General features: G+C 32.0%; 14 protein-coding genes. 2 read left to right on the forward strand and 12 right to left on the reverse strand.

Annotated features, from left to right (window positions below; all coding sequences use genetic code 11):
• The first annotated feature begins 18 nt into the window (after positions 1-18).
• Positions 19-510 carry an IPExxxVDY family protein gene (locus AAFU52_RS08140; RefSeq protein ID WP_024768512.1) on the forward strand — a complete coding sequence of 164 codons (492 nt, stop codon included), beginning with the start codon at positions 19-21 and terminating at the stop codon, positions 508-510.
• On the forward strand, positions 510-1937 hold the full coding sequence (gene pyk, locus AAFU52_RS08145) for a pyruvate kinase (RefSeq protein ID WP_438426077.1): 1428 nt from the start codon (positions 510-512) through the stop codon (positions 1935-1937). The genes AAFU52_RS08140 and pyk overlap by 1 nt, the downstream gene beginning before the upstream one ends.
• 56 nt (positions 1938-1993) lie before the next feature.
• Here pyk and AAFU52_RS08150 read toward each other — a convergent pair whose 3' ends face one another.
• The 12 genes from AAFU52_RS08150 to AAFU52_RS08205 all read right to left on the reverse strand — a co-directional run bounded on the left by AAFU52_RS08150 (position 1994) and on the right by AAFU52_RS08205 (position 11988).
• A complete protein-coding gene (locus AAFU52_RS08150) occupies positions 1994-2407 on the reverse strand; it encodes a response regulator (protein WP_024768514.1) in 414 nt (137 codons plus the stop codon).
• Between the two features lie 21 nt (positions 2408-2428).
• A complete protein-coding gene (locus AAFU52_RS08155; RefSeq protein ID WP_024768515.1) occupies positions 2429-3880 on the reverse strand; it encodes an ATP-binding protein in 1452 nt (483 codons plus the stop codon).
• A 34-nt stretch (positions 3881-3914) separates the two neighbouring features.
• Positions 3915-4310: a DUF2721 domain-containing protein gene (locus AAFU52_RS08160; protein ID WP_024768516.1), complete on the reverse strand. Its 396-nt coding sequence runs from the start codon at positions 4308-4310 to the stop codon at positions 3915-3917.
• A 173-nt stretch (positions 4311-4483) separates the two neighbouring features.
• On the reverse strand, positions 4484-5116 hold the full coding sequence (locus AAFU52_RS08165; protein WP_024768517.1) for a hypothetical protein: 633 nt from the start codon (positions 5114-5116) through the stop codon (positions 4484-4486).
• A 229-nt stretch (positions 5117-5345) separates the two neighbouring features.
• The gene (locus tag AAFU52_RS08170; RefSeq protein WP_152538438.1) at positions 5346-5954 is read right to left on the reverse strand and encodes a hypothetical protein; all 609 of its coding nucleotides are present in this window, start codon (positions 5952-5954) and stop codon (positions 5346-5348) included.
• 37 nt (positions 5955-5991) lie between these two features.
• Complete coding sequence (locus tag AAFU52_RS08175) at positions 5992-6462, reverse strand: hypothetical protein (protein ID WP_438426078.1); 471 nt, start codon at positions 6460-6462, stop codon at positions 5992-5994.
• 5 nt (positions 6463-6467) lie between these two features.
• Positions 6468-6929 carry a hypothetical protein gene (locus AAFU52_RS08180; RefSeq protein WP_438426079.1) on the reverse strand — a complete coding sequence of 154 codons (462 nt, stop codon included), beginning with the start codon at positions 6927-6929 and terminating at the stop codon, positions 6468-6470.
• Between the two features lie 130 nt (positions 6930-7059).
• Entirely contained in the window at positions 7060-8004 is a 945-nt protein-coding gene (locus AAFU52_RS08185; protein WP_438426080.1) for a hypothetical protein, read from the reverse strand.
• 40 nt (positions 8005-8044) lie between these two features.
• Positions 8045-9418 carry a choice-of-anchor Q domain-containing protein gene (locus AAFU52_RS08190; RefSeq protein WP_438426081.1) on the reverse strand — a complete coding sequence of 458 codons (1374 nt, stop codon included), beginning with the start codon at positions 9416-9418 and terminating at the stop codon, positions 8045-8047.
• A 295-nt stretch (positions 9419-9713) separates the two neighbouring features.
• On the reverse strand, positions 9714-10256 hold the full coding sequence (locus AAFU52_RS08195) for a hypothetical protein (RefSeq protein ID WP_438426082.1): 543 nt from the start codon (positions 10254-10256) through the stop codon (positions 9714-9716).
• A 20-nt stretch (positions 10257-10276) separates the two neighbouring features.
• Positions 10277-10885: an SIMPL domain-containing protein gene (locus tag AAFU52_RS08200; protein ID WP_438426083.1), complete on the reverse strand. Its 609-nt coding sequence runs from the start codon at positions 10883-10885 to the stop codon at positions 10277-10279.
• A 92-nt stretch (positions 10886-10977) separates the two neighbouring features.
• A complete protein-coding gene (locus AAFU52_RS08205; protein ID WP_438426084.1) occupies positions 10978-11988 on the reverse strand; it encodes a Kelch repeat-containing protein in 1011 nt (336 codons plus the stop codon).
• Between the last annotated feature and the right edge of the window lie 29 nt (positions 11989-12017).

Raw genomic sequence — 12017 nt, forward strand, 5'->3', positions numbered from 1 at the left:
GGAAACAAAAAAATCAAAGTGGCTGTTCAACGGTTAGTATTAGATGCCTTTGCCGATGATGATTATGAACTCATTGCCATTCATTGTTCATTAGCTTCATATCGGTTGGCTTTTTTATTGAATAAAAACCTGAATTTAAAGCTCTATAGAAAAAAAGAAGATATTAATTTTGAGTATAATGATCTCACTGCAAATTTTCCTTTGTACCAGTATGATGATCATTTTCAATATAGCACATATAGTCTTATAGGAAATAAATTTCAATCCCAAATAAAATCAGAAAATAAGATTTCTGAAGGGCTATTTACAACTATAGAGAATACATATACCACAAAATATTTAATTCCAGAATTAAAAAATGTAGATTATTTTCTAAAAATTGAAACTGAAGCATCAAATTTTTCAAGTAAATCTTTACTTATAGACATGCTTACCATTTCACAAATTATAACAGCATATCCTTTAGAATATGCTACACTTAAATCAAAGAACAACCTAATATTCGAATAATGCCAAAACGTAAAAGAACTAAAATAGTCGCTACTCTTGGACCCGCGACCAGTAGTGAAGAGATATTAAAAAAAATGTTGGAAGCAGGTGTAAATGTTTTCAGAATAAATTTCTCTCATGCTGATTATAGTGATGTGAAAGAGCGCATAAAGATTATACGAAAACTAAGTAAAGAACATGGCTACAATGCATCTATACTTGGAGACTTACAAGGCCCTAAATTGCGTGTAGGTGTTATGAAAAGAGATATTATTGCTAATGATGGTGATATAATCAGTTTTGTAACCGGTAAACCTTTTGAAGGCACCTCTAAAGAGGTCTATATGAATTATGAAAGTTTCCCAAAAGATGTAAAAGCAGGCGAAAGAATATTATTAGACGATGGTAAATTAATTTTTGAAGTTATCTCTTCTAACAAAAAAGATACGGTTAAGACCAAAGTAATACAAGGAGGTCCTCTAAAATCTAAAAAAGGAGTGAACCTTCCTAATACTAGCATTTCTTTACCGGCACTAACGGAAAAAGATATAAAAGATGCAATTTTTGCATGCGAACAAGGAGTTGACTGGATGGCATTATCTTTTGTGCGACATGCCCAGGATTTAATAGAATTACAAGATCTCATAAAGGAACATAGTGAGCATAAAATTCCAATTATTGCTAAAATAGAGAAGCCCGAAGGAGTAGAAAATATTGATAAGATTGTAGCTTATTGCGATGGATTGATGGTGGCAAGAGGAGATCTTGGAGTAGAAATTCCTGCTCAGGAAGTACCGTTAATTCAGAAAAATTTAGTGCTCAAAGCTAAAACTGCAAGAATACCTGTCATTATTGCTACACAGATGATGGAAACAATGATCGATAGCCTTACGCCAACACGTGCCGAGGTAAATGATGTAGCCAATTCTGTAATGGATGGAGCTGACGCCGTTATGCTATCAGGAGAAACTTCTGTAGGGAAATATCCTGTACAGGTGATTGAAACTATGTCTAATATCATTAAAAGTGTAGAAAATTCTGATTTAATAACGGTTCCTCAAAACCCTCCTCACATCAGAACAAATAGATTTATTACAAAATCTATTTGTTACCATGCTGCAACAATGGCTAATGAAATTGAGGCAAAAGCAATCTGTACTCTTACTAATAGTGGCTATACAGCATTTCAAATCTCTGCTTGGAGACCAGATGCTCATATTTTGGTCTTTACCAGTAATCATAGAATCTTATCTCAACTTAGCCTTTTATGGGGAGTTAAGGCTTTTTTCTATGATAGATTTGTAAGTACCGACGAAACTGTAGAAGATATTAATAAAATTGCACTGGAACGTGGGTTTGTAGAGCAGGGAGATATGTTGATTAATCTTGCAGCAATGCCTATCACCGCAAAAGGAATGGTAAATACACTTAGGGTATCGCAAATCTAAGAAATTCCTTTAATAGAATATTTAAAAAAAAAGCTTCTCTATACGTGAAGCTTTTTTTATAAAGTTTGTTTTAAAAAGATAGTCTCTAAGTCTTCTATTGTAACTGGTTTTATAAGATAATCTTTTACTGTATTAATGCTTTTTGCCCTTTCTATATCCACTGGATTAATTGAGGAACTTACAATGTATAGTGTAATTGTTTTTCCGAGTTTGTTTTTGATTTTAGTGAAGTTGTCCAAAAACTCCCATCCGTCCATTACTGGCATATTTAAATCAAGAAATATTATTTCGGGAATTGTTCTTTTATTTAAATTAGTCAAAATAGCCTCAAAATAATTAAGAGCATCCTTACCATTTTGAAATACCATTAAGTTTTTACAAAGGTTTTTTGCTTCTACAATCCTTTTTACAAGATTTACATACATATTGTCGTCATCAATAATACAAGCTAATCCTATTTTATGACTCATGATCTGTGGGGTTATTTATTTTTAAAATTCAATTATAAAAGTTGTTCCTTTATCTACTTCGCTCTCTACAGTAATTTTTCCATCTAATGATTCTACCTGATTTTTTGTTAAAAACAACCCGATTCCTACCGCATCCTTATTGTAATGAAATGTTTTATACATACCAAATATTTTATCCTTGAACAGTTTCATATCAATTCCGCGACCATTATCTGTGACTTTTAAGCACTCTTTACTACCTATAGAATAGCTTTTGATTTCTACTACCGGGTCTCTGTCCTTATGTTTATATTTTATAGCATTTGTTATTAAGTTTAATAGGATACTCTCTAAATACGCAGAAATATAATTAATCGTATTTAATTCACTAAAATCTGTCTTGATTTTAGTCTTACTCATAGAAATCATTTGTCCTATTCCACTTTTAACCAAATTAAAAGCATCCTGAAATTTGACGGGTTTTTTTTCCTGATCCTTATTTGTATGTATCGCTACAATCTCATTAAGGTGTTCAATAGTTGTATTTAGACTATATGATATCTGTTTAATTTCTTTGATCAATCCAATCTTTTCCTCGGGGTTATCTATATCTTCAATCAATTGTACTAATAAAGACAGGTTACTGGTATGCGACCTAAGATTGTGAGATACGATATGAGCAAAATTGAAAAGTCTAGAATTCTGAGATGCGATAATATCCATTGACTTTTGCAGACTTAATTCTTTCCTTTTGATTTCATCTATGTCCTGAAAAACACCTCTAATCCCAACTATTTCTTTATTTTCATTATATACCGGTTTTCCTATAGCTCGCACCCAAAACACTCTATTGTTAGCGGTTACCATCTTTATTTCGGTATTAAAAGGTGTACCCACCATCGCACAATTAAAAAACAAATCTGCTGCTTGTTGCCTCGAATCCTCTGCGTAGTAGTTGGCAGAATCCTTAAGAGAAGGAATATAGTCATCGGCATATTCTAAAATTCTTCTGGTTTCAAAATCCCAGAAACTTTTCCTTTCCTCAAAATCTACATACCAACTCCCCGTAGCTGTCATTTGGGCAGTTTCTTTATAGTAGAAATTATCTTTTGTAATATCCTGCTCAGGTTCTAGTTTGATTTCAATAAAAAAGATAAGGTTAATCTTAGATTTTATATTTACTGGTAACTCATCATTAGTTGCACATCTATATAGCTTATAATTTCCTTTTTTATCGAGAATTTTTATATGCTGCTTAAAATTTACAGCATTACGTCGATAGCTAAAAAAATTATCTCTAAATAACTCAATATCCTCCTGATGTATCAAGTGTTCTAAAAAATAATCTATTTTTGACTCAAATTCATCTTTTGTATATCCTAAACTATCATAAAACTTTTCTGACCAAACTTCTCTTTCTGGATCATCATACAGCTCCCAATATCCAGCATTGAAATCTTGAATTACATTATTAAAAAGTTCATTTTGAAGCATTCGGTACTATTTATCATAACAAGATAAGGATTTCTTACGTATCCTCTTCGATTCTATTAAGCCTAATAGCAAGTGCTTTGGTAGAGATTTGAACTTCTATAAATGATAAAAAAAGTGAAATCATAAGTAAAAAAAGACTAATCCCAAATACTATATTGGCCCAAGATATCTTTTCTACATACAATAAAAACATGGTAATTACACTGGTGAGAAAGCTAGCAATAGCTATGGCTTGCATATTTCTAATCAACCATAATCGTTTTCTTAAATTTTTGATCTGTAATACGATGTTTTTTGATCGTGAAGTCAAATATTCCTTATGTAATTGCCGTATCAATGCTGCAATAGCCAAATATCTCGCATTATAGGCTAACATAGTTAGTGATATTGCAGGAAATAACAAGGCTGGAATACTCATAGTAAGCGTCATAAAAAAGAATTTAGGACTACTAATTTAGACTAAAAAAATAGAGCACAAATGATAAATCATATCTCAGCATTATTTATATCATTCAAATTTCAGAATTTATTCATATAAAAAAGTGAGCAATACAAGGGCATTGCTCACTATACATAATTCAAATTAATGATTGGTTATAAAGATTATTCTGGGATATTAAATAAAGTTATGATTTCATCATAGGACATAGATGAATAGTCTTTTGCAGATTTTGTAGCGGAAGAAGTAGGGTTTGTTGCAACTCCTCCAGGTATAATTACATATCTAAAATCATCAAAAAACCCAAACGCTTTTAAAAGTCCATCGGTTGTTCTGGCCTCAACCCGCAAAGATTCGAAACCAAATCCTTCGCCCAATACCATATTATAAAATTCTTCATTATCTATATTAAAATAAGGAAGTTTATATACATTAAAAAACAAGGCATTGGCTGGATTACGACCATACACCAAAATGGCATCAGTATCTTTATCGAATGCAGTTAGACTACTTAATAATAACATACTTTTATCAGTAGCTCCTCCTCCTGGAAAATCAGCAGGAATCCAATCAGAATAAATGACATTGGCTGTTCCTGGCTGCCCATCTTCACCATTTTGGCCATCGGTGCCATCTCCACCATCATTACCGTCTGTTCCATTAGTACCATCAACTCCGTTAATTCCATCCTGACCCGCAGGTCCAATTGCTCCATCTTCCCCATCAGAACATGAAAAGACCAATAGCGATACCATCACTATCATCATTCCCTTTACTAAATTTGTTATTGCTTTCATTTTTATAATTTTTAAAAGTTAATGGCACAAACCTAGTATGGGTAAGAATATGTACTATCCGAAAAGTTTGAAATTCAAAGAATTCGGACATTTTTTAAGGGGTTTGACTGTGTTTTTAGAGTAAAAACACTTAGAGTACTTTAAATACTATACTTTTTCTATATAATTTAGATATTTATGTTGATGTATGATGTATGATAATTGATGTAGTAAAAACTCTTTAGGTTCTTCAATCTTTACCTCTCATTTCTCTACATTCAATAACCTGTTTTACCTCTGCCTCTAAACCATAGTTTTTCCATAAAGTCACATCCTTTTTTAGCTCTAATGCATTTTGACCAGACTGAATATATCTTTTAACGGATAGTAAAATAGGATCATTACTATCTTCTATTTTTAACATCGACTTTCCTCCCGGAATGCTATAATTATCTTCATACTCATAACAGAATACCAATACCTGATCATCTTTTTTTACATCTTGCTTATAGAAGTAATCTGAAACAAAGAATTTCTGTTTACTATACGTATTCTTCTTAAGACCTCTTGAAGTTAATACTTTATCAATTTTTATAATTCCTTTTTGAGAAGTATACGCTCTATCATCATCCTCGACTGGTTTATCAATATGTTGAATAGTGCCTAAAAAAACGAATGCATATCTATCACCACAATTACCAATAAAAGGTCCTGATTGTGGCCACCAGTATGTATATCCAACCTTAAGCGTATCGGATACTTTAGGTGTCGATTGATCCTTTTTTATATCTATTTCTTTTTTCTGTGCATAACTTGTACTACAAAAAAGAAAACCAAAAACTACTATCACTTTTGTCACTATATGGTACATTTTTATTCTTAAATTTAATTCGTTTTTACTCTCCTAGAATACGTTTAAATACTATTCCCTCTTTTTGATATATTATGATAAACGTATTACTTTCTTCTCTTTTATAGACTTCTGGTGTTGATTTTATTTCCCAGTTTTGCTTTCTATGGATAACTAAACTATTAGTCCAATCAGAAGTATATTCTTTAGCGTCAATTTTAGTAAAATCTGCGATCCAGTGCTTAACTTCTAACGGTTCTACTTTTATTGCAAACTGATAATCCCAAGATGATGGTCCAGGAATGCTTGTTATTCTAGAGTTAGTAAACCCATTTACATTAAACAATAAAAATTCGGCATCATAAAACTCTGATTTGCTTACTATTTCTCTTTTCAGCATTGCTATTCTATCTTCTGCGCTTTCTGTTTCTATACTTGTAAGCGTATTGTTTTTATGTGAATTCACACAAGAAACAAGAACAAAGCATAAAACTATAATCTTATATACTGATCTCATACATGTTATTTTAACTCTTCTATAGAGGATATATATACCAAACAAAATTCGGCATTAGCTTCTCCATATTCTTTTAATTCTGAAGATGTAACTAGAAACATTTCATTTCTAAACTCAAAAAAACCTTTCAGATCATATTCTTTGCCTCCACTGCTTCCTGGATTATCGGCAACAAAAGTTTCATAAAATATACTGATCCCGTTTTCCAATTCTGCATATTTTGAATATTGTTTTTTTGGGATATCCAAATTCATTTTTTTGATAGTAAAACCTTTATTATATCTTTTATCCGGATTTAAAATTACATTAACATAATTCTCTCCCTTAAATAGAGAGTGTTCCTTCGGAACCCAAATTCTAATATTTAATTCCTGTAATTCTAGTTTAACTAATTTCTCTTTATCACCTTTTGATTTACAACCAAATAGAACACCTATTAGTATTGATGCAATGAATATTGATTTCATTCTAAATATATGATAACTTCTCGTTGTGTATTCTGGTTTTTTGATAATCAAACAAAACTTGTTCTAGTTTTCTTTTTTCCGTTTAATTCTTTAACCAAATTAATCATTTTCATTTTAGTATGTCTGCAGATTAATTAACGAATTCAAACGTATCTCCATTAAATTTAAAGGAATAGGCACATCTTTGGACTTTATTTTCTTTTCCATATGATTTAATAGCGTCGTCTTCATCACAATAACAATCTGTTGATGCAGCATATTTCCTATTTGGTATATATACGACATCTATAACATGATTTATCTTGTCATACTTGATTGTATATTCATCCCCTTCATGAGCCAAAGAATGATTGAATTTATTAACAATTTTGCCCTTGTCATAAGTATAAAGACTAATATGATCCATAAAGTTATTCCCTCGCACCTTATCATGCCCAATCAGTACATATTTGACCCCTGTACCAGTATTAATTGTATCTATGGTATTATAGCTGTTTGGATAGAATTCATACAGGGTTTTCTTCTCTTTATCGACACGAATACTTTGATGTTCACTCCAATCAGAATCGTCATAGTACAGTATAGAAACTTGTTCTCTAAATAATACTCCAAATACCTTTGCATCAAATGAAAAATGAAATAATTTATTGTCCTCTGATTTTACCATTTTAATCAAATCATCATCTAACAATGCCATGATATCTTTCTTTGTAAATGTTTGGTGATTTGTTATTTTTTGAAGATTATCGATAATTCGATCTTTATAATACCTAATGATAGAATATGCTATAATAGAATCTTTATCGGCTGACAAGTCTTCTCTATGATATGAATTCTTAATTTTATGAATCTCTTTGTTTGTTAGCCCAACATCATTAAGTGCATAATACTCTTTATATTCTTGTAATTTATGATATTGCGATAAGTCATAATTTGTTTGTCTTACCAACTTTTCAAAATCACTTTGCGGAAACACCATCATCATAGACACCACAATCATAGGAAGAGCCAAAGACCCAAAACATCTTTTTACCCATTGCTTTTTAGTGTTATATTTTTTTACTTTTTTATACATTTATTTTTATGGGATCATTCCTTGTCAATTTAAAGACTACTTATTCAAATTCGTAAGCTCCAATATCGACTGTAGCATTGAATATCCTATTATTAAACAGTATATCAGTAGAGATCACTCCGGTATTATTTCCTGTATCAACACATGGTGATAGACTTTGTAACTTCAACCCATCATCATTAGTTCTCCAAATTCCATCACTTCCCGGACCAATATCGATATTCGAAAATAATGGATTGGCATTAATATTTCCTGTTGCTGTACCCGCAATTATGTGCGGAGAAGTTTGTCCAATTAGATCTATATCAGAATAGGTTGCTACAACTTGTGCTCCTTGCCCTCGCACATAAAATTGTGGACTTATTTCTGTAGCGGTGTTACCCCAGACAATACAATTCTGTAAGGTTACTGTGCATGAACCAGAAGATGTGGTTCCGTTTTCATCTAAATTATCTGCTATAAAAGCTCCTCCATATCCATTAAGAGCTCTGTTATTGACAAATACACAATTAATCAATTGAGGATTACAATTTCCTCCCGGACCACCTCCCCAGGCATACATGGCTCCTACATTTGAGGCAGAAGTGTTTTCATAAAAAATTGAATTAATAACTGTAGGACTCGCATTTCCTCGAACTCCGTAGCTATCCATACCTCCTGCTTCATTTAATGCATGATTTTGATAAAAAATACAATTTATATAAGTGGGTTCTGTATGTCCTCCATTATAACCATTATTGAAGGCTCCCGCACCAAAAGATGCTGTATTTTGAGTAAATAGGCAGTTTCGTATGATAGGGCTACAAAATCCGCCTGAGCCATATCCATGATTGTAAATACCACCACCTAGTCCGTTTCCACCAGATGTTGGTTGGCGGTCGTCATTACCGCCCTTAATTTCAAATCCATCTATAACTGCTGTATCATCCAGTTGTTCGTTATAAATTACAGTATAGCTATTATCGACCGCTCCAACAATACCAATTTCGCCGCTTAATATACTAGTAATCCCATTAGTCAAATTTCGCTCAGAAAGCATTGTCTCGATACCTGCAAAGCTTCCATAAATCGCTACACCATTTTTCATATTAAATGATATTGTTCTATCCATAGTAGGGGTTGTAATATATGTTCCTGTTGCCACCCAAACTTCATCACCAGCTTCCGAAGCATCTATGGCATCTTGTAATGAGGTCCCTGGATAAGCGTTTTCCCAACTTGTTCCATCTAAGGCACCAGATCCTGTAGGGGTTACATAATGAATTATATCATCAGTACTCACTGGATCAATTGGAGCAGGAGGAGTATCACTTCCTGTGGTATCATTATCATTATTTTCTATAGTATCATCTTTTGAACAACTAATTAATAGCCCAAAAAACAACACAAAGCAAATACATATTGATTTTTTCATTTTCTTGATCTTTTTAAATTCGACTAATACAGGTTTTCAATTATACTTCGATAAGTTCTGGTCATATTTAAGTTTTTAGCATCTGATTTTACCGTTTTAATCAAATTATCATCTAGCAATGCTGTGATATCTTTTTTTTTGTAAAAGTTTGACGATTCGTTATCCTTTGACGGTTATTAATAATCCTATCTAATACCCAATAATAGAATCTTTATTGGCTCACAAATCCTCCCTATGATATGAATTTTAGTCTTTTTGAATCATCTTAGAAACCGGTTTTGTGATTAGGCTTTATTTAGTTCAAATGTATAATTGGAGGAGGAGGAGATAGTTCGAATGTTTTAGCATACTCTATAATACCATCTTTATATTCATACTTTACTCCTTTAGAAAAAGGCCCTTCTGTACAAAAACTATACTTTGCCCCTTTTGGAATTCGGTGTATAGTAGTTTCAAAATTATAATTATTATTCATATCTAAAGGCTTCTCAATTTTGATAAAAAGCCCTTCAAGTTTAAGACCGTATTTATACAACATATAAAAACGATTATTCTTCCAAAAATTCAGGACTACATTAGAAACAGGATAAACAACTTCAGGATAGTTTATTTCATCAAAAAAATCAGGTGATGGAGATTGCATTAACATCGGATTAGGAACCCCACGAGAATATCTGTTTCCTAAAGAATCAACTAATGTTACTTTTAGATCATCTACTATTTTATTATCGAATCTTACATCAATAATAATTAGAGTTGTCATATCATTTCCGCAATGTTGTCCATGTCCTATACCTGTTATAAATCCAAAAAAGACAAGTGTTACAAATTTTTTCATGTCTGATTTTTTTAAAAGAACTACTCCAAAACAAAAGTTACTTGTACATAATGTTTATGTAGTTCGTTAGGTTTAGCTGTATTAAAATATAAATATGATTTATTACTGGAAGTTTCTATTTTTTGGATGGCTCCAATCTTTTTATTGATACTAGTGGCTGTTATCTTTGCTCTATTCATCGCATCTTGTATTGCCATTTTATCCAATGCTGCAAGATCTGTATTGGTATTTTCCTTGGCAAATATTTCTACCCAAGTAATTGTTACACCTTTCATTTGTTGTCCAAACATCTTTTCTACTTTTCCAAAAGATGTAGTTGTATAAGTATAATACGAAGTTGTACGATACGTTAAAGCAGTGATTCCGTACAATTTATTTTGCTTAAACTCTTTAAAATCTATACCTATCTCTTTTATTTTATTTTTGTATTCTTCGATAATTTGAGATCTGCTTTTGGCTTCTATATTTTGATATCCATCAGCTACAAGATCTTTAAATTCTATATTAACAATATACTCCTTGATATCAACTTTTTTAGAAGCCTCGCCTCTTACTGTTATTGTATTATTTTGTTGCTGTCCAAAAATTGGAGCTGTACATAGTAATAATCCTATAATTAATTTCTTCATGTTCTTATTTTTATAAATTTGATGCGTACATTCGTCTAAATCGAAGCACAAAAATTTTGTATATTTTAGTATTCTCATTCTTTCTTCTTTTTTTATTCAAAAGACCAGATATCGGTATAAAAATCATAATAGTTTCCTTGATCCAAACCGTATCCATTAATGACCCATAATTTTTTATCATAGTGTACAGATGTATGTTCTGTTCTTTCTGGAAAGTTTTTGGATGCTTTTATTTGTGCCCAGGTTACACCATCGTTACTAAACCACACGTCATTAAAATATTTAAAATCATTATTTCTGGTTCCTGCCGTTAACCACATTCCTTTTTCGTTAACAGTTAATGCGTGATTTCTTCTTGGAAGGAAATCTGCATTTGCTGTAGCAAGAAACCATTGAAAACCATTTGGAGAATACCACACATCATTTAGAAAATTATTATTGATATCATAGCCACCAATAACCCAGATCTTATTATCATACACTACGGCCGCATGATCCCTTCGTTCTCCAAAAGGTGCCAGATTAGTCGCTAAATTCCATTTAACTCCATCACTGCTCACCCAAACATCTCCTTTTTCAACACCATTTTCATGACCTCCAATCACAAACATTCTTCCATTTAGATCTACCATAGCATGCCCGGAGCGTGGTGAAAAAGAAGCATTACTTATAGCTTCTTTCCAAGTCTTGCCATCTGTACTAAACCAAACATCATTCATTTCATTAACAAAATTACCACCTGTTATCCACATTTTCCCATTAGAAACTGTTGTAGCATGATTTGTTCTCTCTGAAAAAGCTGCATTTTTTGTAGCTGCAATCCAGTTGACTCCATCACTACTAGACCATGCATCGTTATAATAAATACCTGGTCCATTGCCCGCTATTACCCACATCTTTTTATCAAATATTAATGAGGTATGATTGGCACGACCTCCAAAAGAGGCTTCTTTGGTAACTAATGTAGATTTCAGTTTTTTCTTTGTTAGAGACAGCATCTTTGTAGATGTAGCTTCTACTTCTTCTATTTGATTATCATCGGTGTCGCATGATAGCACTATCAAAGACAAAAATGCCAATATTATATATATATGTTTTTTCATTTCAACTTGTTTTATTCTGTTTTAATAAA

The organism is Aquimarina macrocephali (assembly GCF_051627225.1).
Classification (GTDB): Bacteria; Bacteroidota; Bacteroidia; order Flavobacteriales; family Flavobacteriaceae; genus Aquimarina; species Aquimarina macrocephali.

Excerpts from the sequence above, each read along its gene's own strand:
- AAFU52_RS08165 (WP_024768517.1), bottom strand. The coding sequence starts at position 5,116 with ATGAAAGCAATAACAAATTTAGTAAAGGGAATGATGATAGTGATGGTA.
- AAFU52_RS08150 (WP_024768514.1), bottom strand. The coding sequence starts at position 2,407 with ATGAGTCATAAAATAGGATTAGCTTGTATTATTGATGACGACAATATG.
- AAFU52_RS08175 (WP_438426078.1), bottom strand. The coding sequence starts at position 6,462 with ATGAGATCAGTATATAAGATTATAGTTTTATGCTTTGTTCTTGTTTCT.
- pyk (WP_438426077.1), top strand. The coding sequence starts at position 510 with ATGCCAAAACGTAAAAGAACTAAAATAGTCGCTACTCTTGGACCCGCG.
- AAFU52_RS08200 (WP_438426083.1), bottom strand. The coding sequence starts at position 10,885 with ATGAAGAAATTAATTATAGGATTATTACTATGTACAGCTCCAATTTTT.
- AAFU52_RS08205 (WP_438426084.1), bottom strand. The coding sequence starts at position 11,988 with ATGAAAAAACATATATATATAATATTGGCATTTTTGTCTTTGATAGTG.
- AAFU52_RS08195 (WP_438426082.1), bottom strand. The coding sequence starts at position 10,256 with ATGAAAAAATTTGTAACACTTGTCTTTTTTGGATTTATAACAGGTATA.
- AAFU52_RS08160 (WP_024768516.1), bottom strand. The coding sequence starts at position 4,310 with ATGACGCTTACTATGAGTATTCCAGCCTTGTTATTTCCTGCAATATCA.
- AAFU52_RS08185 (WP_438426080.1), bottom strand. The coding sequence starts at position 8,004 with ATGTATAAAAAAGTAAAAAAATATAACACTAAAAAGCAATGGGTAAAA.
- AAFU52_RS08180 (WP_438426079.1), bottom strand. The coding sequence starts at position 6,929 with ATGAAATCAATATTCATTGCATCAATACTAATAGGTGTTCTATTTGGT.
- AAFU52_RS08155 (WP_024768515.1), bottom strand. The coding sequence starts at position 3,880 with ATGCTTCAAAATGAACTTTTTAATAATGTAATTCAAGATTTCAATGCT.
- AAFU52_RS08190 (WP_438426081.1), bottom strand. The coding sequence starts at position 9,418 with ATGAAAAAATCAATATGTATTTGCTTTGTGTTGTTTTTTGGGCTATTA.